At 65.7% G+C, this 24,303-nt stretch carries 19 protein-coding genes and 1 pseudogene; 8 read left to right on the forward strand and 12 right to left on the reverse strand.

Going from position 1 to position 24,303, the window contains the following annotated elements; genetic code table 11:
- Nucleotides 1-76: 76 nt before the first annotated feature.
- Nucleotides 77-949 (forward strand): GNAT family N-acetyltransferase, encoded by an 873-nt coding sequence (locus HL666_RS16250; RefSeq protein WP_172182401.1) that lies wholly within the window; start codon nt 77-79, stop codon nt 947-949.
- Here the strand turns inward: HL666_RS16250 and HL666_RS16255 are convergent.
- From HL666_RS16255 to HL666_RS34590, 3 genes and pseudogenes are all read right to left on the reverse strand, one after another.
- Nucleotides 946-1,314, reverse strand: a complete 369-nt coding sequence (locus tag HL666_RS16255; protein ID WP_172132941.1) for a VOC family protein — start codon at nt 1,312-1,314, stop codon at nt 946-948. The genes HL666_RS16250 and HL666_RS16255 overlap by 4 nt on opposite strands.
- Before the next feature lie 87 nt (nt 1,315-1,401).
- The gene (locus tag HL666_RS16260; RefSeq protein ID WP_172133072.1) at nt 1,402-2,406 is read right to left on the reverse strand and encodes an SDR family oxidoreductase; all 1,005 of its coding nucleotides are present in this window, start codon (nt 2,404-2,406) and stop codon (nt 1,402-1,404) included.
- A gap of 192 nt (nt 2,407-2,598) precedes the next feature.
- A pseudogene (locus HL666_RS34590) lies at nt 2,599-2,646 on the reverse strand (hypothetical protein); the annotation flags it as partial.
- Nucleotides 2,647-2,652: 6 nt separating this feature from the next.
- Between HL666_RS34590 and HL666_RS34595 the strand changes: the two are divergent.
- A complete protein-coding gene (locus HL666_RS34595) occupies nt 2,653-2,805 on the forward strand; it encodes a hypothetical protein (protein WP_347339861.1) in 153 nt (50 codons plus the stop codon).
- A gap of 201 nt (nt 2,806-3,006) precedes the next feature.
- On the opposite strand, the gene HL666_RS16270 is transcribed toward HL666_RS34595, so the two are convergent.
- From HL666_RS16270 to HL666_RS16280, 3 genes are all read right to left on the reverse strand, one after another.
- Nucleotides 3,007-3,435, reverse strand: coding sequence for a GlcG/HbpS family heme-binding protein (locus HL666_RS16270; protein WP_172132942.1), 429 nt, complete (start codon nt 3,433-3,435; stop codon nt 3,007-3,009).
- Nucleotides 3,436-3,599: 164 nt separating this feature from the next.
- Complete coding sequence (locus tag HL666_RS16275) at nt 3,600-6,554, reverse strand: FAD-binding and (Fe-S)-binding domain-containing protein (protein ID WP_172182403.1); 2,955 nt, start codon at nt 6,552-6,554, stop codon at nt 3,600-3,602.
- 117 nt (nt 6,555-6,671) lie between these two features.
- Complete coding sequence (locus tag HL666_RS16280; protein ID WP_172112819.1) at nt 6,672-7,439, reverse strand: GntR family transcriptional regulator; 768 nt, start codon at nt 7,437-7,439, stop codon at nt 6,672-6,674.
- Nucleotides 7,440-7,565: 126 nt separating this feature from the next.
- Here HL666_RS16280 and HL666_RS16285 point away from each other — a divergent pair, with 126 nt between their 5' ends.
- The 6 genes from HL666_RS16285 (at nt 7,566) to HL666_RS16310 (ending at nt 14,305) form a co-directional block, all read left to right on the forward strand.
- Nucleotides 7,566-8,771 (forward strand): pyridoxal-phosphate-dependent aminotransferase family protein, encoded by a 1,206-nt coding sequence (locus tag HL666_RS16285; RefSeq protein ID WP_172182405.1) that lies wholly within the window; start codon nt 7,566-7,568, stop codon nt 8,769-8,771.
- 208 nt (nt 8,772-8,979) lie between these two features.
- Nucleotides 8,980-10,173 carry a pyridoxal-phosphate-dependent aminotransferase family protein gene (locus HL666_RS16290; protein ID WP_172182407.1) on the forward strand — a complete coding sequence of 398 codons (1,194 nt, stop codon included), beginning with the start codon at nt 8,980-8,982 and terminating at the stop codon, nt 10,171-10,173.
- Entirely contained in the window at nt 10,173-10,970 is a 798-nt protein-coding gene (locus HL666_RS16295; protein WP_172112650.1) for an enoyl-CoA hydratase/isomerase family protein, read from the forward strand. The genes HL666_RS16290 and HL666_RS16295 overlap by 1 nt, the downstream gene beginning before the upstream one ends.
- A 132-nt stretch (nt 10,971-11,102) precedes the next feature.
- The gene (locus tag HL666_RS16300) at nt 11,103-12,089 is read left to right on the forward strand and encodes a tripartite tricarboxylate transporter substrate binding protein (protein WP_172112651.1); all 987 of its coding nucleotides are present in this window, start codon (nt 11,103-11,105) and stop codon (nt 12,087-12,089) included.
- Between the two features lie 32 nt (nt 12,090-12,121).
- A complete protein-coding gene (locus HL666_RS16305; RefSeq protein WP_172112652.1) occupies nt 12,122-12,664 on the forward strand; it encodes a tripartite tricarboxylate transporter TctB family protein in 543 nt (180 codons plus the stop codon).
- A gap of 120 nt (nt 12,665-12,784) precedes the next feature.
- Complete coding sequence (locus tag HL666_RS16310; RefSeq protein WP_172112653.1) at nt 12,785-14,305, forward strand: tripartite tricarboxylate transporter permease; 1,521 nt, start codon at nt 12,785-12,787, stop codon at nt 14,303-14,305.
- Between the two features lie 215 nt (nt 14,306-14,520).
- Here the strand turns inward: HL666_RS16310 and HL666_RS16315 are convergent, their stop codons facing one another.
- From HL666_RS16315 to HL666_RS16340, 6 genes are all read right to left on the reverse strand, one after another.
- Complete coding sequence (locus HL666_RS16315) at nt 14,521-18,495, reverse strand: autotransporter outer membrane beta-barrel domain-containing protein (RefSeq protein ID WP_311975767.1); 3,975 nt, start codon at nt 18,493-18,495, stop codon at nt 14,521-14,523.
- Between the two features lie 524 nt (nt 18,496-19,019).
- Nucleotides 19,020-19,181, reverse strand: coding sequence for a hypothetical protein (locus HL666_RS16320; RefSeq protein WP_172112654.1), 162 nt, complete (start codon nt 19,179-19,181; stop codon nt 19,020-19,022).
- Between the two features lie 168 nt (nt 19,182-19,349).
- Nucleotides 19,350-20,540, reverse strand: a complete 1,191-nt coding sequence (locus HL666_RS16325; RefSeq protein ID WP_172112655.1) for a CaiB/BaiF CoA transferase family protein — start codon at nt 20,538-20,540, stop codon at nt 19,350-19,352.
- A gap of 128 nt (nt 20,541-20,668) precedes the next feature.
- Nucleotides 20,669-21,892, reverse strand: a complete 1,224-nt coding sequence (locus HL666_RS16330; protein WP_172182409.1) for a phenylacetate--CoA ligase family protein — start codon at nt 21,890-21,892, stop codon at nt 20,669-20,671.
- Between the two features lie 148 nt (nt 21,893-22,040).
- A complete protein-coding gene (locus tag HL666_RS16335) occupies nt 22,041-22,880 on the reverse strand; it encodes an ABC transporter ATP-binding protein (RefSeq protein WP_172182411.1) in 840 nt (279 codons plus the stop codon).
- Nucleotides 22,881-22,995: 115 nt separating this feature from the next.
- Entirely contained in the window at nt 22,996-24,282 is a 1,287-nt protein-coding gene (locus HL666_RS16340) for an ABC transporter substrate-binding protein (RefSeq protein ID WP_172112658.1), read from the reverse strand.
- Nucleotides 24,283-24,303: the final 21 nt, after the last annotated feature.

The raw sequence follows: 24,303 nt of genomic DNA on the forward strand, positions 1-24,303 counted from the left end.
GTGAAGCAGTGGAGATTACGTCAATCAAGCTTTCGTTGTTGACGCGCGGCCGCGCTTAGGGATCTAGGATGCTGACATGACATCGCCACGCACCCATGCAACCGATGGTCTCATCATCCGGACGCTGCGTCGGGACGAGATTACGCTGGCCGTGGATTGGGCGGCGTCCGAGGGATGGAATCCCGGCCTGTCCGATCCCGCGTGTTTTGCCGTGGTCGATCCCCATGGCTTCCTCGTGGCCGAGCGTGATGGCGTACCAGTGGCCACGGTGTCCTGCGTGAACTACGACGACCACTTCGCCTTTCTCGGCTTCTACATCGTCCGGCCTGACATGCGCGGACAGGGGTACGGCCTCCGGCTCTGGCAGGCAGCTATGGGACATGCGGGATCGCGCGTCGTCGGGCTCGACGGCGTGGTTGCGCAGCAGGACAACTACCGCAGATCCGGCTTCAGCTACGCCTACGCCAATGTTCGTTACGGCGGGAAGCCTGCGGGGGCACTGCTGGCGTCGGCGGGCGGTGATATCGTCCCCCTGGTCGACGTGCCGCTGGGTGACATCGAAGCGTCCGACGCGGCAGTTTTTCCTGCTCCGCGCCCGGCATTCTTGCAGGCCTGGATCGCCAGCCCGGGACATGTCGGCCGCGCGCTCATCCGCGACGGTGCTCTGGCTGCCTGGGGAGTGATCCGCCCATGCCGCACAGGCTACAAGATCGGCCCGTTGATTGCGGATCTGCGTCGTGACGCCGAGGCCGTGCTCTCGGCCCTCCTGACCGTTTCCGGCGCAGCCGAGGTTTTCATCGACGCCCCCGCGATTAATCCGGATGCGGTGGGTCTAGCCGAAAGCCTCGGCTTGAAGCCCGTGTTCGAGACCGCGCGCATGTACACCGGGCCGATCCCGCCGCTGCGGCTCGAGCGGCTGTTCGGCGTGACGACGTTCGAGCTCGGCTAGCTCGTTTTGCCGAGCGGCCGCGCGAAGCTCAGCTCGTGACCGTCGGGATCGGACAGGTGGAAATAGCGCTCGCCCCATTCGGCGTCGCGCGGCGTGGTCGACGGTATGAAGCCGGCGGCGAGCGCCTTGGCGTAAACGGCATCGACGTCTGAGACGTGGAAGATGATGCGGCCCCACCAGTTCCATTGCTTGTTCTCTGGGACAGCAATCAGGTTGAGATAACCCGCGCCGATGCGGAAGGTCGTGAATGGTGCGTCGGTGTCGCCATACGGGACATCGTCGAAGCCGAGCGTGCGATAGAAGGCGACGGCGCGGGCCATGTCGTGGGTGGCAATGGTGATCGCGCTGATGCTCTCGATGATCATGGAGGCGCTCCGGAGCGGAATGGAAACCGCGGGGCAGAGAAGCGCACCTCGCCGGTGTCACGCAAGAGCTGCGTAGCGACGCCGGGCCTAGCGAAGCCGCCGCCGGCTCATCGCCGCTCCCAAGGCAAAGAAGACTGCGGCGCCCAGCGCTATCGTCGCCGCGCGTGCGATATCGCCGGGCACGAGCATCGCCCCTTGCGCAGCTTCCTGGCTGAAAGAGCCGCGGGTGCGGTGCAGGCGGGGGACCGGATGGTCGAGATTGTCGGCGCGGTCCGGCACCAGCGGGACGTCGGTCTGCTGTCCAGCGATCGCCTTGGCGGCGAGATAGCGGTCGAGCAAAGCTGGTGCCACTGCGTTGCCGAGAATGGTGAGCAGCGTCGGCCAGCCGATCCAATATTCGCGGAAGCCGCCCTCGGCGACGCGATATACCGCGTCGGCAATCACTTCCGGCTCGACCGGTCGGCCCATCGGCCGCGGCGTGTGCGCCAGGTGCGCACGCGCCCACTCGAATTGCGGCGTGTTCACCGCCGGCAGATCGACCATGCACAGGGTGATGCGCGAGCGCTCGTGCATCAGCTCGGCGCGCAGGGAGTCGGTGAAGCCGCGGATCGCGTGCTTGGCGCCGCAATAGGCAGCCTGCAGCGGAATGCCGCGATAGGCGAGCGCCGAGCCGATCTGAATGATACGGCCCTGGTCGCGTCGGCGCATCGAGCGTAGCGCCGCCATCGTGCCGTGCACGAAGCCTAGATACGTCACCTCGGTCACTCGGCGAAATTCGGCCGGCGTGATGTCGGCAACCGTCGAGAATACCGTTTCCATCGCGTCGTTGATCCATACGTCCACAGGACCCAGGCGCTGCTCGAGCCGCTCGGAGGCATCGAGCAGGGCCTGCGCATCGGCGACGTCCACGGCCTCGTACTCGACATGGGCAAAGCGCGCCTGCAACTCGCGTGCGACGTCGCGTAACGCCCCTTCGTCGCGTGCGATCAGGCCGACACGGTCGCCGGCCTCGCCGAAACGCTTGGCGATGGCACGACCGACGCCGGCGGATGCGCCGGTGATGATGATGGTGCGAGCTCGTCTGCGAGGCATGTCCGGTTCTCCGCGCACCCCGTCGTACAAACGTGCGGAAGGCAGCAATGTTTCGGCTCCGGGATCACCCAGCCGATGAATCCTTCGTAAGCTCTCGACGCCGTCACGTCGGCGCGCCGTCGCGCCTGTCTTCGGGAACGGTCCGGCGGGGATAGAATCGCGTGCCGTTGAGAGATAAGGGTGCTCCTGCGGATGAGCATAGACCGGCACGTTCCATTTGCGGCCCAAACTGTCGAGCACGCCGACATGATCGAAATGACCATGAGTGAGAACGATGCAGGCGGGCCCGCCGCTGCCGCCGACGCAGGCTTGCGCGGCATGGCGGATCGCGGGCCGGCGCCGAACATGCAGGCGTCGATCAGCACCCAGTTTCCGTCGCCCGCACCCGGCCGGCCGTAGAACAAGACATTGACGATCGCAAGCCGACGGTACGCCACATCGGGGGCAATCTCGCCCACGCCATCGCCGCGTGCGGCATCGGCATCATGGTTCTCTGCCAGCGCCGATTCCGGTAGCGGGATCTGGGGCATGTGGCCTCCTTGGTTCGATCACCAAGGAAGCCGCAGAGGGACGATAAGGTTGCTAAGGCGCGAGGCTGGCTCAGCCTGCGTTCGCCTTGAGGCCGGCGGCCTCGATGCCGGCGATGGCGCAGATCTCGTCATTGTCGGAGGTGTCACCAGAGACGCCGACGGCGCCGAGCAGGGTGGTGCCGTCCATGATCAGCACGCCGCCGGGGACCGGGACCATGCGGCCCTGCGCCAGCGTGTTCACGGCGTCGATGAAATAGGCCTGCTCCTGGGCGCGCTGGAACAAGGCGCGGGACCCCAGGCCGAGCGCGAGCGCGCCATAGGCTTTGCCATGTGCGACCTCGCCCCGCATCAGGCTGGTGCCATCCTGGGCGGCGGCGGCCTTCAGACAGCCGCGGGCGTCGAGCACCATGACGGCCAGCGGTTTCAGCTTCTTCTCGCCGCCCTTGGCGAGCGTGGCATCGAGGATCTTGCGGGCGGTGTCGAGCGTGAGGTCGGCCATGTCGGTGTCCTTTGCGATTGGGATGAAAGGTCGGCTTTATCGGTCGTCATTGCGAGAGAGGCGAAGCGATCCAGGGCGCAAGAAAAGGTCTGGATTGCTTCGTCGCTTCGCTTCTCGCCATGACGAACACTGTGATTGCGCTTCGCGGCTTCGAGACTCGTGAACTACTTGGACGCTTGCGCCCGCTCCAGACTCATCGCCAGGAGCTGCGCGGCGTGGACGGCGCCGCGATCGGCGCCGTCCTGGATCTGGTGACGGCAGGAGGTGCCGTCGGCGACGATGAAGGTCGATGCGTCCGCCTTGCGCACGGCCGGCAGTAAAGACGCCTCAGCCATCTGCAAGGAGACATCGTAGGTCTCGGCGCCATAGCCGAACGCGCCGGCCATGCCGCAGCACGAGGACTCGACGGTCTCGATCGCGAGGTCTGGAATGAGGCGCAGCACCTGCTCAACGGGCTTGAACGCGGCAAAAGACTTTTGGTGGCAATGGCCGTGCAGCAGCGCCTTGCCGGGGAGGGGGCCGAGCGGCAGCGCCAGTCGGCCGCTTTCGGCCTCGCAGGCCAGAAACTCCTCCAGCAGCAGCGCGTGGGCGCTGATTGTCCTCGCAATGGTGTCGTTGCGCAGCGACAGCAGCTCGTCGCGCAGCGTCAGCAGGCAGCTTGGCTCCAGGCCGATGATCGGCACGCCGCGCGAGGCGAACGGTGCGTAGGTCTCGACCAGTCGCTGCAGCTCGGACTTCGCCTCGTCGACGAGGCCGGCGGAGAGAAAGGTCCGGCCGCAGCAGAGCGCGCGGCCGCCGTCGGACGGCCTGGGCATGTAGACGCGATAGCCGCCGGCGATCAGCACCCGCAGCGCGGCGTCGAGATTCTCACGTTCATAGATGCGGTTGAAGGTATCGCCGAACAGCACAACCTCGCGGCCATCAGCCGGACCGAACGCGTCGGCATCGACGCGGAAGGTGTCGGTGCGGAACGCCGGCAGCTCGCGCTTGGCGCTGATGCCGGTGACACGCTCCATCAGCGCGCGCAACGGCGCAACATGATTGCGCAGGTTCACGAGCGGCGCGATGCGGGCGGCCATATCGGCATAGCGCGGCAGATAGGCGACGAGCCGGTCGCGCAGCGTGAGGCCATGCGTCTTCGCCCGGGCCGCCAGCACCTCGATCTTCATCTTGGCCATGTCGACGCCGGTCGGGCATTCGCGGCGGCAGGCCTTGCAGGACACGCAGAGCTTCAGCGTCTCCATCATCTCGTCGGACGACAGCGCGCCGGGACCGAGCTGGCCTGAGATCGCGAGCCGCAGCGTGTTGGCGCGCCCGCGTGTGACATCCTTCTCGTCCCGGGTGGCGCGGTAGGATGGGCACATCACGCCGCCGTCGAGCTTGCGGCAGGCGCCGTTGTTGTTGCACATCTCGACCGCGCCCTGGAAGCCGCCGGCGGCGCCGGGATAGGCCGACCAGTCGAGCACGGGCTTGATGTCGTCGATGCGATAGTCCGGCGGATAGCGGAACAGCGAGCGGTCGTCCATCCTGGGCGGATCGACGATGCGGCCGGGATTGAGCACGTTGCCGGGGTCGAAGCGCTGCTTGACCTCCTTGAAGTCCGCGACAATGCGGCTGCCGAACATCTGCTCATGAAACTCCGAGCGCACGATGCCATCGCCATGCTCGCCGGAATGCGAGCCCTTGTATTCGCGCACCATCGCGAACGCTTCCTCGGCGATGGCGCGCATCGCCTTGACGTCCTTCTCCAGCTTCAAGTTCAGCACCGGGCGCACATGCAGGCAGCCTTCGGATGCGTGCGCATACATGGTGCCGCGCGTGCCGTGTTTCGCAAAGACCTCGTTGAGGCGTGCCGTGTAGTCGGCGAGATGCGGCAGCGGCACGGCGCAGTCCTCGACGAACGACACCGGCTTGCCGGCCTCCTTCATCGACATCATCACGTTGAGGCCTGCGGCGCGGAAGTCGGCGATGGCGGTCTGCAGGGCAGGTTCGATGATCTCGGCCACGCCGCCCCATTTGCGCGGCTCGTTGTTCCAGGAGAAGCCGAGATCGCCCATCAGCTCGGAGAGCTGCTTCAGCTTGGCGAGGTTCTCGTCGACAGTCTCTTCCGCGAACTCCACCACCAGGATCGCGTCGGGATCGCCGCGCACGGCGGCCGCGATCACTGGCTGGAACATCGCGATATCGCGTCCCAGTCCGATCATGGTGCGGTCGACCAGTTCGACCGCGATCGGCTTCAGTTTGACCAAATGCTGCGCCGCATCCATCGCCTCGTAGAAGCTGCCGAAATGGCAGACGCCGAGCACCTTGGTGCGGATCAGCGGCCACAGCTTCAGCTCGATGCGGGTCGAGAAGGCCAGCGTGCCTTCGGAGCCGACCAGGAGGTGCGCGAGATTGTTGGCGGCGTTGCGCGGCGTCAGCGCATCGAGATTGTAGCCGCCGACGCGGCGCTGCACTTTGGGAAACCTGTCGGCGACTTCCGCGGCCTCGCGCTCGCCGAGCGCCAGCATGTGGCGGAACAGCGCGCGGGCTTCGTCGGGCGTGTCGACGTCTTTGAGGTCGCGCGGCACCTCACCGAAACGTGCCAACGTCCCGTCGGCGAGAGCGGCGTCGATTGCAATCGTATTGTCGCGCATCGTGCCGTAGCGCAGCGAGCGGCCGCCGCAGGAATTGTTGCCGGCCATGCCGCCGATCGTGGCGCGCGAGGCGGTGGAGACGTCGACCGGGAACCACAGCCCGTGCTTCTTGAGCTGGCGGTTGAGGTCATCGAGCACGATGCCAGGCTCGACCACACACGTCCGCCCCTCGACGTCGAGCGAGACGATCTGGTTTAAATGCTTGGAGAAGTCGACGACGATGCCTTCGTTGACGGTTTGGCCACATTGCGAGGTGCCGCCGCCGCGCGGGGTGACGATGCGACCATCGTCGCGGGCGATGGCGAGCGCCCGCAGCGCTTCGTCCATGGTGCGCGGCACGACCACGCCGGCCGGCATGACCTGGTAGAACGAGGCATCGGTGGCGTAGCGGCCCCTGTTGAACCGGTCGAAGAAGACATCGCCCGTGATCTCGGCACGGAGCTTCTGTTCGAGCCTGGACGGACCGGCTTTGGCGTTCGGCATGATGATCCCTGGTCGGGCCTGGTGGCGTCGCAGTTCCACGGGCCTCGGCCCGGTGTCAATCATTTATGGGACAGCGTCAACCAGATTGCATGCAATTTTGAGCGGGCGATCTCGACCTTAGTCTACTCTGGCCGGCTTTCCCTCGGGCGCCGGCGCGGCGTTCGTCTGCTCCTCGCCGAAGTAGGCGATCGCCGCGGCGCCCTTGTTGCGCAGGTGTTGGAATAGGATGTCCGACAGTTCGCTGCCGGCGCGCCGGCGCAGCGCGTCGAGGATCAATTCGTGCTCGCGCATGGCCTCGCTCCAGCGCTCGCGCTTGCGGGCGAAGTTCGCGGAGAAGCGGACCCGCCGGATGCGGCCTGCAAGGCTCTCATACGTCGCGTGAAGCGTGGCATTGGCGGCGGCATCGACGATCGCGCGGTGGATGAGCTGATTCATGCGGAAATAGCCCTGCATGTCCTGTCGCATGTAAAAACCGTACATATCGTGATGATATTGCGCGATTTTTTCGATGCCTTCCTCTGAGATCTTCTCGCAGGCGAGGCGGCCGGCGAGGCCCTCCAGGCCGCCCATCAGATCGAACAATTCCTGAATGTCGGCAGCGCTCAAGGGGCGCACCCGGGCGCCGCGATTGGGCAGCAGCTCCACCAGCCCTTCAGCCGCGAGGACCTTGAGAGCTTCACGCAAGGGCGTGCGGGAGACGCCCAGCATCTCGCACAATTGCCGCTCAGACAGCCGGCCGCCATCTGCGACATGACCCTCGACAATGTAGTCGCGCAGCCGCGCCAGGATCTCCTCGTGCAGCGAGGTCTCGTCGCGCGCAGGGGAAGTGCGGCCTGTCGGTTCGGCCAAAGGGACGGCTTCGATATGTGGAATCGTGGAACTCATCGGTGCGATTGTAGCGGGTGTTACAGATATGGTCGACCGCAGAAATGCATGCGTTGGATACTTGTAAAGTAAAAAATTGCATGCAATCATGGGTGTCAGAATGCCGCTGTTCTTTGGAGCTACGCTGTGACCCGTCACCAAGGCCGTCATTTCCTGCACATCCCGGGCCCGAGTCCGGTGCCCGAGCGGGTGTTGCGAGCCATGGATATGCCGGTGATCGATCACCGCAGTGCCGAGTTCGCCGAACTCGGCAAGGCCGCTCTCGACGGCTCGCAGAAGATCTTCAAGACCACGAGCCCCGTCGTCATCTATCCGTCCTCCGGTACCGGAGCCTGGGAGGCCGCAATCGTCAACACGCTGTCGCCTGGCGATAAGGTGCTGATGGTTGAGACCGGCCACTTCGCGACGCTGTGGCGGCAGATGGCGGCGCGCTGGGGCATCGAGGTCGATTTCATTCCCGGCGATTGGCGCCGGGGCGTCGATCCCTCGGTCGTCGAGGAGAAGCTGACGGCGGACGCTGCGCATCAGCTCAAGGCGGTCATGGTCGTGCACAACGAGACCTCGACCGGTGCGACCAGCCGGATCGCCGAGGTTCGCGCGGCGATGGATCGCGCCAAGCATCCGGCGCTGCTCATGGTCGATACCATTTCCGGGCTCGCATCGGCCGATTTCCGCTTCGACGAGTGGAAGGTCGACGTCGCCGTGTCCTGCTCGCAGAAGGGCTTCATGCTGCCGCCGGGGCTCGGCTTCAACGCCGTTTCGGATAGGGCGCGCGCGGTGGCCAAGACCAATAAGATGCCGCGTTCGTTCTGGGACTGGGAGGACATGCTGAAGCTGAATGCGAACGGCTTCTTCCCCTATACGCCGGCGACGAACCTGCTTTACGGCCTGCGTGAAGCGATCGCGATGCTGCTCGAGGAGGGGCTCGATCAGGTGTTCGCGCGTCACCAGCGCCTTGCGGCAGCGACCCGGGCGGCGGTGGAGCATTGGGGGCTTGAAGTGCTGTGCCAGGAGTCGAAGGACTACTCTCCGGTGCTGACCGCGGTGCTGATGCCGCCGGGCCACAATGCCGACGAGTTCCGCCAGGTCGTGCTGGACAATTTCAACATGTCGCTCGGTTCGGGCTTGTCCAAGGTCGCCGGCAAGGTGTTCCGCATCGGCCATCTCGGCGAGTGCAACGAGCTGACCTTGATGGCGGCGCTGAGCGGTGTCGAGATGGGGATGCGTGTCGCCGGCGTGCCGCATCGTGGCGGTGGCGTCGATGCGGCCATGGCGCTCTTGGAGCAGCCGCTGCCCGGCAATGCGCCGCGGCATCTCGCAGTTGTGAAATGAGGCGAAATCGCGTGCGGCTCCGAGTCGGACCGGCTCGTGCCGCGCTGCACAGAAGAAGGGGAGTCGTGTGCATCTGAGGGATGTCAGCCCGAAGCGCTCGGTGCTCGCGTCTTCTTTGTTGACGCCAGCGGTCTGGCGGGAGAAAAGCGCGGCGAACGCGTGGGATGCCACGTCCGCGCGCCAACCAAATGACCGGGGATGGACGCCAATGACTGTGCACACAGGACGGCATTTTCTTCAGATTCCGGGGCCGACCAACGTGCCCGACCGCGTGCTCCGTGCGATGGATATGCCGACGCTGGACCATCGCGGTCCGGAGTTCGCCGATCTCGGCTTCGCGGTGATGGCGGCCAGCCAGCGCATCTTCCGCACCAAGCAGCCGGTGATCATCTATCCTTCGTCCGGCACCGGTGCGTGGGAAGCTGCGATCGTCAACACGCTCTCGCCCGGCGACAAGGTGCTGATGGCCGAGACCGGCCAGTTCGCCGTGCTGTGGAAGGGCATCGCCGACAAGTTCAAGCTCGACGTCGACTTCATCTCCGGCGACTGGCGCCATGGCGCCGACATTGTGGCGATCGAGCAGCGCCTCGTCGAGGACAAGGCGCACAAGATCAAGGCCGTCTGCGTCGTCCACAACGAGACCTCGACCGGCTGCCTGACCCCGCCGCTCGAGGTGCGCAAGGCGCTCGATCGCGCCGGTCATCCGGCGCTGTTGATGGTCGACACCATCTCGGGCCTCGGCTCGATGGAGTATGAGCACGACGCCTGGGGCGTCGACGTCTCCGTCGCCGGCTCGCAGAAGGGCCTGATGCTGCCGCCGGGGCTCGGCTTCAACGCCGTTTCGGAGAAGGCGCTCGCCGCCGCCAAGGCCAATCCCGGCATGCGCTCCTATTGGGACTGGCAGGAGGTCATCACCTTCAACAAGCTCGGCACCTTCCCCTATACGCCGGCCTGCAATCTCTTGATGGGCCTCCACGAGGCGCTGAAGATGCTGGAGGAGGAGGGCCACGAGAACGTGTTCGCGCGCCATCGCCGTCACAGCCTCGCAACGCGCGCGGCGGTCAAGGCGTGGGGCCTCGACACGCAGTGCGCCGATCCGCAGGCGCACTCGCCGGCGCTGACCGGCGTCGTCATGCCCGAAGGCCATGACGCAGATGCGTTCCGCAAGACTGTGCTCGAGAACTTCGACATGTCGCTCGGCACCGGCCTGAACAAGATCAAGGGCAAGGTGTTCCGCATCGGCCATATCGGCCATTTCAACGACCTGATGCTGATGGGCACGCTGTCTGGCGTCGAGATGGGCCTCGCGCTCGCCAATGTCCCGCATCGCGCCGGGGGCGTGCTCGCCGCAATGGACGTCCTGAAGGCGCGCGAGGCTGCGCCGATTCCGAAGGTGGCCTGATGAGCGCTCCTGCGACCGGCCCCGACGATCTCATTTATGCTGTCGACGACGGCATCGCCAAGATCACCTTCAACCGGCCGCAGGCGCGCAACGCGATGACGTTCGCGATGTACGACCAGATGGCCTCGATATGCGAGGCCATCAATGCCGACCGCTCGATCAAGGCGCTGATCCTGACCGGGGCGGGCGACAAGGCCTTCGCCTCCGGCACCGACATTTCCCAGTTCCGCGCCTTCAAGACCGCGCAGGACGCGCTCGACTATGAAGCGCGCATCGACCGCGTGCTCGGAACGCTCGAACTGTGCCGTGTGCCGGTGATCGCTGCGATCGCTGGCGCCTGCACCGGCGGCGGCGCCGGCATCGCTGCCTGCTGCGACATCCGTATCGGAACCGAGAGCACGCGCATCGGTTTTCCGATCGCGCGCACGCTCGGCAATTGCCTGTCGATGTCGAATATTTCGCGCGTGGTCTCGCTGATCGGACCGGCGCGTACCAAGGACCTGATCTTCAAGGCGCGCCTTGTCGAGGCGCCGGAGGCACTCGCGCTCGGCCTGCTCAGCGAGATCGTGCCCGACGTCGACACCCTGCAGGCCCGAGCGTTGGAGACGGCCAGACTGGTTGCCTCGCATGCACCAATCACGCTCGAAGTCACGAAAGAGGCCGTGCGCCGCATCCGCCGCACGCTGTCCCGCGACGAGGGCGAAGACCTGATCCTGAGAGCCTATATGAGTGAGGATTTCCGCGAGGGCATGGACGCGTTCCTGAACAAGCGGACGCCGAACTGGAAGGGCAAGTAGTCCGATGCTGATCGTGCGACCTTATGCTGATGTCATGAGGCCGCATCTCGCTTGTGTTCTTGAAGTGACCACAATAAGCCGGCAGTATCCTGGTAGGACACAAGCTGGTGCTTTGAACGGGGGATGAAACACGTGCGTAATCTGATCACGATCGCAGCCGCTGCGGCTGCCATTTTCGCAAGCGCGCCGGCCTCTGCCGGTTGGGAGCCGACCAAGCCGGTCGAGATCGTCGTCGCCGCCGGCGCCGGCGGTGCTTCCGATCAGATGGCGCGGATGATGCAGGCCGCGATCCAGAAGAACAATCTTCTGAAGCAGCCGGTGGTCGTGTCGCTGAAGGGCGGCGCATCCGGGGCTGAGGCGCTGATGTACATGAAATCCAGCGACGGCGATCCGAACAAGGTCCTGATCGCCTATTCGCTGATCTACATGCTGCCGCTGTCGGCCAAGCTGCCGTTCGACTGGCGTGAGCTGTCGCCCATTGCCGTGATCGCGCTCGACCAGTTCGTGCTGTGGGACAACGTCAACGGTCCGAAGACGGTGAAGGAGTTCATCGACGCCGCCAAGGCCTCCAGCTCGCCTTTCAAGATGGGCGGCACCGGCTCGAAGCGCGAGGACCACGTGCTCACCGTTTTCATGGAGAAGAAGACCGGGGCGAAGTTCTCTTATCTGCCCTACAAGTCGGGCGGCGAGGCCGCAACCCAGCTGGTCGGCGGCCACACCGAGTCCAACGTCAACAACCCGTCTGAGAATCTCGAGGTCTGGCGCGCCGGGCAGGTGCGTCCGCTCTGCGTGTTCGACAAGGAGCGTATCTCCTACACAACCAAGGTCACGGAAACGCAGTCTTGGAACGATATTCCGACCTGCAAGGAGCAGGGGTTGGACGTGCAGTACCTGATGCTGCGTGGCATGTTCCTGCCGGGCAAGGTGACCCAGGAGCAGCAGGAGTTCTATGTCGACCTGTTCAGCAAGCTGGTTCAGACACCGGAGTACAAGGAGTATATGGAGAAGCAGGCGCTCAAGCCGATTTTCCTCACCGGCAAGGACATGCTGCAGTTCCTCGAAGAGGACGGCTCGTTGAACAAGCAGCTGATGACGGAAGCCGGCTTCGTAGCCAAGTAAGGCCGGCGAAGCCGAGGGGATGAGGAAGATCGATGTCCAACGCTGAGCTCGAGATCGCTGTCGACGATCCGACGGCGCCGGAGGAGAATTCTCCGGCCGTCACCTCCAACCGGACCGTCGACGTCGGAGTGTCGCTGCTGCTGCTCGGGCTCGCTGTTCTGCTCGCCTGGGACAATTGGCGGACCGGCGCGTCCTGGGACTCGACCGGTCCCGAGCCCGGCTACTTCCCGTTCTATCTGTCGGTAATCCTCGGCGGCGCCAGCCTCTACGGAATCGGCGCCGCCTTCCTGTCGAGCAAGGAAGCGCGCGAGACCTTCGTGACGCGGGCGCAGCTGCGACGCGTGATGGCGGTATTCGTGCCGACGCTGCTTTTCTGCATGGCCATGCAGTTTCTCGGCATCTACGTGGCGAGCTTTCTCCTGATCGCCGGCTTCATGCGGGTCGTCGGCAAGATCGCGATCTGGAAATCGCTGCTCACGGCATTCCTGTTCAGTGCCGTGATGTTCGTGACCTTCGACGTCGTGTTCGACGTGATCATGCCCAAGGGACCGCTCGAAGCGGCCTTCGGGTACTAACCACCGGTCTCTCTCCCGTCATTGCGAGGAGCGAAGCGACGAAGCAATCCAGGGCTGCGCATTCGACTCTGGATTGCTTCGCTGCGCTCGCAAAGACGAGGAAACAGTTGGATTGAAATCATGGAAGCCTTGGGTCTCCTGCTGCACGGGTTCGCGGTCCTTCTGACCTGGAAGACGCTGCTCTTGATGATGGTCGGGCTCGTGCTCGGCGTGTTCGTCGGCGTGCTGCCAGGGCTCGGCGGTCCCAACGGCGTCGCCATCCTGCTGCCGCTGACTTTCTCGATGGATCCGACCTCGGCCATCGTGATGCTGTCCTGCATCTATTGGGGCGCGCTGTTCGGCGGCGCCATCACCTCGATCCTGTTCAACATCCCCGGCGAGGCCTGGTCTGTCGCGACCACCTTCGACGGTTATCCGATGGCACAGCAGGGCAAGGCTGCGGAGGCGCTGACGGCGGCGTTCACCTCGTCCTTCATCGGCTCGCTGGTCGCGGTGATGCTGATCACCTTCCTGGCGCCATGGATCTCGTCCTTCGCCCTGAAGTTCGGCCCGCCAGAGTTCTTCGCCGTCTATCTGCTCACCTTCTGCTCGTTCGTCGGTCTGGGGCGCGAGGACAAGCACAAGACTGTCATCGCGATGGCGCTCGGCCTGCTGCTCGCCGGCGTCGGCATGGACACCGTCTCCGGCCAGTTGCGCATGACCTTCGGCTCGACCGATCTCTTGCGCGGGATCAACTTCCTCGTCGCCGTCATCGGCCTGTTCGGCATCAGCGAGATCCTGCTGACGATGGAGGAGCGCCTGGCGCTGCGCGGCCACGCCGCATCGATCTCGCTCCGCACGGTGCTCGCCGTCTGGAAGGACCTGCCGAAATACTGGATGACACTGTTCCGCTCCTCGGTGATCGGCTGCTGGCTCGGCATCACGCCGGGCGGCGCGATCGCGGCCTCCTTCATGGGCTATAACCTCGCCAAGCGCTTCTCCAAGGACCAGGACAGCTTTGGCAAGGGCCGCATCGAGGGCGTGTTCGCGCCGGAGACGGCCGCGCATGCCTCGGGCACCGCGGCGCTGCTGCCGATGTTGGCGCTCGGCATTCCCGGCTCGGGGACAGCAGCGATCCTGCTTGGCGGCCTGATGGTCTGGGGCCTCAATCCCGGCCCGCTCTTGTTTGTGGAGCACAAGGACTTCGTTTGGGGCCTGATCGCCTCGATGTATCTTGGCAACGTCGTCGGTCTCGTGCTGGTGCTCTCGACGGTGCCGATCTTCGCCTCGATCCTGCGTGTGCCGTTCGCGGCGGTGGCCCCGATGATCGTGGTGTCCTGCGCGATCGGCGCCTACGCGATCCAGAACGCGATGTTCGACGTCTGGCTGATGCTCGGTTTCGGTGTCGTCGGCTACGTCTTCAAGAAGATCAAGATTCCGCTGGCGCCGTTCACGCTGGCGCTGGTGCTCGGCAGCCGCGCCGAGGACGCCTTCCGGCAGTCGATGATCATCTCGGGCGGCAACATGAAGGTGTTCTGGGCGAACGGTCTCGTCGGCACCATCACGACGCTCGCGATCGTGCTGCTGTTCTGGCCGTTGATCGACCGGCTGGTGGCGAGCGTCAGTAAGTCGACACCGCCGGCAGCGAAGGCTGAGGCGTAGGTGACGCCGAGCTACTAGGTTATCGCGATAACAGCGGTGCTAATGAGTGAATCCGTCATGCCCGGGCTCGTCCCGGGCATCCACGTCGCGCTCAGCGTGCCGAACCGCGTGGATGGCCGGGACAAGCCCGGCCATGACGACAGGGAGAGAGGCGAGCGAAACTCTGTCAGATGCGATCGCGTTGCATGCTGGCAAGGTGAGCGCCACACCGGCTCTCACCACGCGTAGCGCACTGTCCCCTTGCCGGCATACGACCGCGTCACGTTCGACACTTCGCTCTCGAACGTCGCCATCGCGCTCCAGCCGTTCAGCCAGTTCATCTCGATTGAGGTCGTGGTCAATGCAGAGTCGCGCGCCTGCGCTGCGCCGTTGACGACGAAGCTCGCGCCGGGCAGCGTCTGGAACGTCGCGGCTACGGAGCGATCGGGATTGAAGTCGTGAGCCCAGGCGAGGCGGCCGCGCAAGGTGAGATTGCCGTCTGCCAGTGCATAGGATTTGTCGGAGCGCAGGCCGAGCTCGGTGCGCGTGTCGGTGACGGTCTTCCCAGCGTAGGTCAGGGCGAAGGTCGCGGCGCCGGCGGTGGCCTGTTCGATAAAAGTGGGCAGGCGCAAGCTGGTCACCTGCGCTGCCGCATAGGGTGTGACTCCGATGCCGCCAAGCGGCGCGACGAAACGCGTGCCGCCCTCGATGCGGCCGGTCCACGCATTGGCCTGATAGCTCGCGCGTAAGCGATCGGTGCCGGAGATGGTGACGGTGCGGTCGGTGGTGACGTCCTGCCAACCGTAAGCCAGCGCGGCCCTCAGATAGTTCGGACCAATGTGATGATGCAGATAGGCGCCGGCCTGGAACAGGTCTGAACGGCCGGAGCCGAGACCGTTGACGCTGAAGCTGGTGCCGCCTCCGGCGAGGGCGAAGCCCGCGATGGTGCGCGGCGCGATCCGATAATCGGCGCCGACGGCGGTGCCGGCAAGGCGGCTGGTGGTGTCGTTGGAGCCGACGGTGACGTTGCCGCTGGTCGATTGCGAGCCGCCGAAGCCGGCCGCCCAGACGTTCCAGCGTTGTGCAAAATCCGCAGGTCGCTCGTCCGACAGCATCGCGAAGGCGTCGGTGCGCTTGCGAGTCGCATCGGCGTAGCTGATCGCGCCGCCGCCTTGGCGTTGGGCGAAGGGATCGGTGAGCAGGCCGGCGAATTGGCTCATGGCGTTGAAGGTGGTCTGCTGCACGCCCGTGGCGGTCTCGCCGGAGGCCTCTGTCAGACCAGCCTGATTCAACCGGCCGAACACGAGCGGAATGTCGCCGGTACGATCGAAGTAGGCGGACAACGTGTCGCCCACCGCCTTCTGGTTGCCGCTGAGGCCGCCGGGCAGGGCAAACGCGAGGATCAGGTCGAGATAGACGTTGTTGGCGTCGTAGCTCAGGCTGGTCTTGAAGCCGGAAGGCAGGTTGGTCTTCACGACCGATCCGAAGCTGCCGGAGATGCCGCCGCTGGTCGTCAGGATAGTGTAGCGCTTGTCGACATAGCCGCCGGTGCCGAACACGGCGTTGACAGTCGCACCGCCGAGGGAGGCAGATCCACTCACGCCGGCGAACGAAGCCGTCGTCGGATCGAGCTGCACCAGATAGTACGCGCCCGACTGGAAGGCGAGATTGCCGATGATGGTCATCGACGAGCCGGCGGTGCCGTTACCCGGCGCCAGCGTGCCGCCATTGTTGATGCTCACCGTCATCGGCGGATCGACGAGACCCGCGCCCATCAGCGTGCCGCCGGCATTGACCGTCACGCCCGAGGTATTGGTGATGGCGCCGGCGACTTCGAGCACGCCGCCATTGATGATCGTGGCGCCGGTGTAGTTGCTCGTGCCGGTGAGCGTCATCCGTCCGGTGCCGGTCTTGGTGAAGCCGCCGCTGCCGGAGATCGCGCCGGAGAAGCTGGTATTGCCGTTGTTGCCGCCCGCCGTCAGCATTGCCGCGCCGAGCAGGACATTGCCGCTGCCCGCGAGCGAGCCGATGGCCTGATCGAAGCCGTTGAGATCGAGCGTCGCGCCTGACGCGATCATGAACGCGCTGGCCGAGGCGAGCACGCCCGAGGCGCCGGCCTGCAAGGTGCCGGCACTGATCGTCGTCGCGCCGGTGTAGGTGGTCGCTCCGTCGAACCGCATCGTCCCGGTGCCGACCTTGGTGAAGCCGCCGCTGCCGGAGATCGTGCCGAGGAAGCTCGTGCTGGTATTGTCACCGCCCGATGTCAGCGTGCCCGCGCCGAGCAGCACGGCGCCGCCGCCGGTGAGCGAGGCGATGGTCTGGTTGAAGCCGTTGAGATCGAGCGTTGTGCCGCTATCGACCTCGAAAGAGCTCAAAGGTGCGAATGCGCCGGCCGCGCCCGCGCGCAGCGTGCCGCCATCGACGATGGTCAGGCCGCTGTAGGTGTTGGTGCCGCTGAGCGTGAGGAGGCCGGGGCCGCTCTTGACGAAGGTGCCGCTGCCCGAAATCGTGCCAGAGAACACCGCGGCTCCGCCATTATCGCCGATCGCGAGCGATCCGTTGCTCCCGAGCAGCACGTTGCCGCTGCCGCTGAGCCCACCGATGGTCTGGCCCGTGCCATCGATATCGAGCGTCGCACCTGTCGCGATCATGTAGCTGCTGGCGACCGAGAGAACGCCGGACGCGCCGGTCCGAAGCGTGCCGCCGCTGACGAGGGTGTCGCCGGCATAGCTGGTGACCCCGTTCAGCGTGAGGACTCCGGTGCCGAGCTTGGTCAGGCCGCCGCTGCCGGAGATCGTGCCGTTGAGCGTGGCGTTGTTGCCATTGGTATCGAAGCTGCCGCCGCCGGCGTTGAGCGTGATATTGCGGCTGGAGCTGAAGCCCGCGAGAACTTGCAGTGTGCCGCCGCCGAACGACAGCCCGCCGGAGGCCGCGCCGAGATTGGCATCGGAGGAGACCGCAAGCGTGCCCTGGTTGATCGCCCAGGGCGTGACGGTGGCCGTGGTGCCGGTCAACGTCCAGGTGCTGGTGCCGGTCTTCACGAAGCTCGAGAAGCCCTGATACTGCGCCGAGCCGCCGATGCTGGAGACATCGAATGTGCCGTTCGCCGCGCCACCCAGCCGGAACGTGTCGCTGCCGGTGCCGACCACGTTGCCGTTGATGATCGAGCTCGCCCAGATCTCCAGCACGTTGCTGCCGCCGGTGAAGGTGATGGCGTTGGCGTCGAACAAGGGATCGCTGCTCAAATTGGATCCCGCCGAGATCGCGCCGCTGTTGATGATGGTGAGATTGGCCCCGCGCACGCCGTCGCCCGCTGACCCGAACACGCCATCATCAGTTGCGCCGCCGTTGTTCTGGCCGACGCCGCGGACACCTGTCGCGCCTCCAGCAATGCTGCCGGAATTGATCAGCGTGCCGCCGGTCGCGAAGACGACGCCCGCGCCACCATTGCCTCCGTCCCCGCCCGCGTTGGTCTGGATGCTGTTGAGAGCATTGCCGCCGTCGCCGCCATTGCCGCCGGTGATGCTGCCGGAATTGGTGAGAACGCCCGTGCCGGTCAGATAGACGCCGTAGCCGCCATCGCCGCCGGCGCCGCCGTGCCCATTGTTGTTGGCCGTGCCGCCCGGGCCGCCGATGCCACCGGCGATCGCGCCGGTGTTGGTGTAGTTGAGGCCAGTGCCGTCGAGGACGAGCCCATAGCCGGCTGCGCCGCCGCCGCCGCCGCCCCAGCTCAGGCTGGCGGAGCCGCCGCGTCCCCCATAGCCGCCGGTAATGGTCGCGGTATTGCTGCCGTCCGTCGTGACCACCGCACCATGAGCGCCGCCACCGCCGCCGCCGCCGCTCGACGTGCCGCCGCCGCCCTGGCCGGCATTCCCCTGTTCGCCCGGCGCTACGCCGCCCCGGCCGCCGCTGAACGCGCCGGAGTAATCGCCACCACCGTCACCGCCGATCGCGCCCGCGCCGCCGCCGCCGCCCCCTTGCGTGATGTTGCTGCCTGCAACACCATTCGCTCCGGTGCCGGTTGCCGAACTGGCGCCGCTGTTGCTGATGCCGTTGACGTTGCCGCCAGAGCCGCCGCTGGTCGCCTGGGCGAGCGCTGGGCTTGCCAGTGCGAGCGGTAGCAGCGCAGTGGTCGCCGTGAGCCAATGCAGGCGGGTCCGTCGGAGAGAACCGGCCGCACGCTCGGTGTTCGATGTTTCTGGAATCAGCACGCCAGCCCTTTGCGCAACGCGATGTCAGGCCAGTGCCGATCGACGGACAGAGGCCGTCATCCAAAGCACGCAAAATTGCGGAGACGGGAACTGTGACTTTTTGGGTGAATAGCGCGGCAGAGCCGTTCTCAGCCGGACTGTGGCACCGCCGCCACGTTCACGAGCAGCTGGATTGACTGCGCCGGACCATTGTTCGATTCGCTCCGGCGCTTCTCCAGAGGTTGTGTCTTTGCGATGACAGCATTTTAGGCAGAGCGGTGGTAGGCTTCATTCATGGGCAGATTTCGTCCTGCTCAGCGTGGTGACGCCGCATGGATGGTCATCGCGCCCTGATGTTTCCTCCCGAGACGATCTCTTGCCCGGCGCTTGCGTCGGGCTTTTTTTTGCGCACGGTTCGATCGCTGAATTCAGCGTGTTTCAGCTCATTCGGGAGCAGAAAAGCAAAAGCCCTCGTCCGGCTGATCGAACGAAGGCTTCATCGGGAAACATTGCCAGGACGCGATTGAACTCGCGTCAGCTTGTTCTCAGTTGACGGTTTCCTCGACCGGCATGTGGTACCAGTCGGACTCGTTGTCGAGCATCGTCTCGTCAAACGGAAGAGCACTGCCGTGGTTCAGGGCAGCCGCGTTGACGTCGCGAACCATGTCCATCGCCGTCAGAAACTCGTTCAACTCGGATGCGCTCATGACCCCGTTACTCCTCACGCCCGCGGGCCACTTCAGGTCCGCGTCAACTGATGAGAAGAGATTAACGCGGTCTTGCCTTGGCCTCAATCCGGTCAAGGTGGAAGTTCCAACGTGGTGACATCTGGGCCACAGCGGCGGAATGCCACGGCTCAGTCATATTGCACCTGCTCACACCACCCGATGCAGCCGGAGATCGGCGATTTCGCCGTCAGTGAAGCCGAACTCGGCGAGGATCTCCTCGGTCTGCTCGCCGAACTCCGGCGGCCGCGCCGCCATACGGCTCGGCGTGCGCGACAACGTGAAGGGCTGCGCCACCAGCGTGATGTCGCGTCCGTCGTCGCTCGGCACGGGCTTGGCCATGCCGAGATGCTTCACCTGCGGATCGTCGAACATCTGATCGATCGCGTAGATCGGCCCGCAGGGCACGCCGGCGGCGTTGAGCTCGGCGACCCATTGCTCGCTGGTCTTGGCCAGCGTGCGCGCGTTGATTTCGGCGTTCAGCGCGTCACGGTTCTTCGATCGCGCCGGCGCCGTGGCGTAGTCCGGATTGTCGATCCATTCGGGCGCGCCGAGCGTCTGGCACAGCCGCTCCCAGATCCGCCCGCCGGTGGCGGCGATGTTGATGTAGCCGTCGGAGGTCTTGAAGACACCGGTCGGGATGCTGGTCGGATGGTTGTTGCCGGCCTGCGGCGCGACCTCTTTTTCCATCAGCCAGCGCGCAGCCTGGAAGTCGAGCATGAAGATCTGCGCCTGCAGCAGCGAGGTCTGCACCCACTGGCCCTCGCCGGAGACCTCGCGCTCGAGCAGCGCGGTGAGGATGCCCATCGCGCAGGACAGGCCCGCCGAGAGATCGGCGATCGGGATGCCGGCGCGCATCGGGCCCTCGCCGGGCGCGCCGGTGATCGACATCAGCCCGCCCATGCCCTGCGCGATCTGGTCGAAGCCCGGCCGCTTGGAATAGGGGCCGTCCTGGCCGAAGCCGGAGATGCTGCCATAGACGATGCGCGGATTGACCTTGCGCACGGCCTCGTAGTCGATGCCGAGCTTGGTCTTCACGTCGGGACGATAGTTCTCGATCACGACGTCGGCCTGCTTGGCGAGCCGCATGAACACGTCGACGCCCTTGGGGTCCTTCAGGTTCAGCGTCATCGCCCGCTTGTTGCGATGCAGGTTCTGGAAGTCGGAACCGCGGCGCGGGCCGCCGAGCGCCTCGCCGCCGTCTTCCATCATGGCATCGATCTTGATGACGTTGGCGCCCCAGTCGGCGAACTGCCGCGCGCAGGTCGGGCCGGCGCGCACCCGCGTCAGATCGAGCACGGTGAAGCGGGACAGGGCTTTGGACGCGCGCGGAAAGGCCATGCGGACGAACTCCAGGGAACGTGACATGGCTGTATAGGAGAGGGCGCGGGAGGCGACAATTGCGCATGGGACGTGCGCACGGCGCGGCTCATGCCGTCGCCGCAGGGCTTCGCCTCGGTTGCAGGACCTCAGCGTTCGTCGGCGATCACCTTGCCGTCGTTGGGCAGCGTGCCCGGCGCGACGATCTCCACGTTGCCGCCGAGCTTGGCGACGCTGCGCAGGCTGGCAGCGAGCACCTCTGGCAAGCCGTCCGCCGGCGAGGCGCATTCGGCCTTCAACGTCATCGCATCGGTCTCGCCGGTGCGGGTGACGACCAGGCGGAGGCGGCCGAGCTCCGGATGACGCTTGCCGATCTCGGCGACCTGCTCGGGGCGCACGAACATGCCCTTGACCTTGGTGGTCTGGTCGGCGCGGCCCATCCAGCCCTTGATCCGCACGTTGGTGCGGCCGCAGGCGCTGAGGCCGGGCAGGGCGGCGGTGAGGTCGCCGAGCGCGAGCCGAATCCAGGGATGGGCGGGATCGAGCGAGGTGACGACGATCTCACCGACGTCGCCGTCCGCGACCGGATCGCCGGTGCCGGGGCGGACGATCTCGAAGATCAGCTCCTCGTTCACCACCATGCCCTCGCGCGCCGAGGTCTCATAGGCGATGATGCCGAGATCGGCGGTGCCGAACGCCTGGTAGGCGTCGATGCCGCGCGCCTTGATCTCGGCCTGCAGGGACGGCGGAAACGCTGCGCCGGACACCAGCGCGCGCTTGAGCGAGGAGACGTCGCGGCCGGCGCTGGCGGCGCCGTCGAGCAGGATCTTGAGGAAGTCGGGCGTGCCGCTGTAGCCGACAGGCCGGTAGGCCTCGATCAGCTCGAACTGCGCCTCGGTATTGCCGGGACCAGCCGGGATCACCGCGCAGCCGAGCGCGCGCGCAGAGGCGTCGAAGATGAAGCCGCCCGGGGTGAGGTGATAGCTGAAGGTGTTAAGCACAACGTCGCCGCTGCGGAAACCCGAGGCGAAGAGGGCGCGGGCGCCGCGCCAGGGATCGGTATGCGCCGCCTCCGGCTCGAAGATCGGCCCGGGTGAGGTGAACAGGCGCGAGAATGCGCCGGGCGCCTGCGCGACGAAGCCGCCGAATGGCGGAGCCGCCCTGTGCAGGGCGGGGAGTTCGGATTTGCGCAGAACCGGTAGCTGGGCAAGTGCGGCGCGCGTCGTGATGTCCTGAGGATCGATGCCCTGCAGCAGCGCGGCATAGGCCGGCGCCCTGACAGCCGTGCGCAGCACGTCGGGCAGGCGGCCGAACAGATCCTGCTCGCGTTCGGCGGGATCACGGGTCTCGAGGGCGTCGTAGTGGGTATTCATGCCCGGTCCTTCGGTCTTGTGCCGTCATGCCCGGGCAAAAGCGCGAAGCGCGTCTTCGCATTTTCGTCCGGGCATCCACGTCGTTCGTCGTTGCGGCTCGCGCGTGGATGGCCGGGGCAAGCCCGGCCATGACGAGGAGAGAGTTCGGCTACAGCCACCGCTTCCGCCGCTTGAAGCTCTTCAGGTTCTTGAAGCTCTTGCGCTGGTCGCCGGCGCCGCCGAGGTAGAACTCCTTGACGTCCTCATTGTCGCGCAAGCTGTCCGCGGTGCCGTCGAGCACCACCTTGCCTTGCTCCATGATGTAGCCGTGGCTGGCGACCGACAGCGCCGCACGCGCGTTCTGCTCGACAAGGAGAATGGTGACGCCGAGATCCCTATTGATCTCCTTGATGATCGCGAACACCTCCTTCACGAGCAGCGGCGACAAGCCCATCGACGGCTCGTCCATCAGGATCATCTTCGGTCGCGCCATCAGCGCGCGACCGATCGCCAGCATCTGCTGCTCGCCGCCTGAGAGATATCCGGCAAGGCCGGTGCGCTCCTTCAGCCGCGGGAAATAGTTGAACACCATCTCGATGTCGCGGTTGACATCGCGATCGGATCGCGTGAACGCGCCGAGCTTGAGGTTCTCCAGCGAGGTCATGTCCGAGACGATGCGGCGGCCCTCCATGACCTGGAAGATGCCACGGCGGACGATCTTCTCCGGATCGATGCCGTCGATGCGCGCGCCGTCGAACATGATCTCGCCGCGCGTGACCGCGCCATCCTCGGTCTTGAGCAGGCCGGAGATCGCCTTCAGCGTCGTCGACTTGCCGGCTCCATTGGCGCCGAGCAGCGCGACGATCGCTCCCTTCGGGACGTCGAGGCTCAGCCCGCGCAGCACCAGGATGACGTCGTCATAGACGACCTCGATGTTGCGCACGGAGAGCAGCGGGGCTGCTGTCCCCGCAGCTGCGCTCATCCGCGGATTTTCCAGTGTATCGGTCATGGCGACACTCTATCCGTCGTCATGCCCGGGCTTGACCCGGGCATCCACGCCCATTGGCGTGTGAAGCTGGACGTGGATGGCCGGGACAAGCCCGGCCATGACGTCTTGTGTGGGACTACCAGCCCGCCCATTCGGCCTTGCGCGGTAGCTCGATGGTCTTGACCTTCTCGAGCTTGATCACGCCCTTGGCCATGAGATCGTTGAGGTCGCCCTCGGTCGGTCCGGTCACCTTGGCGCGATAGAGGTCGACCTTCATGGTGCCGCGGTGGTCCTTCTCGGTCCAGGTCGACGGGCTGCAGACGCCCTCCATGCCCGCGGGCACCCAGTCCTTCTTCTGGTGGAAGCCCTTGGCGACGTTCTCGCCGGTGGCACCGCCGTTCTTCGCCGCCCATTCGATCGCCTCCTTCATGTAGAGCGAGGAGCAGACCGCGGCCACGTAGTGCACCGGGCGATAGACCTTGCCGGTGGGGTCGGACATCTTGGAGATCTCCTGCACCGTCTTCATGCCCGGCGCATCGCCGCCCCACGCCACCGAGGTGCGCAGCGGGAAGATCACGCCGTCGGCGGCATCGCCCGCGGTCTTGGCGGCGTTCTCGTCCATGCCCCAGACATTGGACAGGAACTGGACGTCGACGCCGGCATTCTTGCAGGCCTTCATCACCGAGATGTTGGAGGCCGCGGTGTTGCCGAGATAGGCGTAGTTGGCGCCGGAGCTCTTCAGGCTCAGGCACTGCGCGCTGTAGTCGCCGGGTGCCAGCGCGAACACCAGCGGCGGCAGCACCTCGAAGCCGAGTTCGGTCGCGAGCGCCTCGCCCGCAGCCTTCGGCGCGTTGGGATAGGGGTGGTTGGCGCCCATGTGGACGAACTTCGGCTTGCCCGGCTTGCCTTTCGCCTTCCAGTCCTCGGCCGCCCAGGTCAGTTCGGCGCGCAGCGCGTCCGAGTAGCTCGGGCCGTAGAAGAAGTTGTACGGCGCAGGCTTGGCCTTGCCGCTGGTGCCTTCGGGATCTGTCAGAGCGGCGGCGTAGGAGCCGGACATGTCCGGGATCTTATCGTTGGCGAGGAAGCCTGTCAGCGCCTCGGTGTCGGCCGTGCCCCAGCCCATGATGGCGGCGACTTTGTTGTCCGGCGCCGACCACTTCTTGTAGAGCGCGATCGCGCGCGGCACCTGGTAGCCATAGTCGTTGCTGTCGACAGCGAGCTGCTTGCCGCCGATGCCGCCGTTCTTGTTGACCCAGGCAAAGGTGTCGACCACGGCCTGGCCGTAGGGCGTACCAACGTCGGACGTGCCGCCCGACAGATCCTGCAGATGGCCGATGGCGATCTGCTGCGCATTTGCGGTCGAGGCGAAGGTGCCTGCGAGCAGCGCCAGGGCCGCCGAGCCCAGCCATGATTTCATCGTCATAGTGCTTCCTCCTGTGGTGGT

This window comes from Bradyrhizobium aeschynomenes (assembly GCF_013178945.1).
Lineage (GTDB): Bacteria > Pseudomonadota > Alphaproteobacteria > Rhizobiales > Xanthobacteraceae > Bradyrhizobium > Bradyrhizobium aeschynomenes.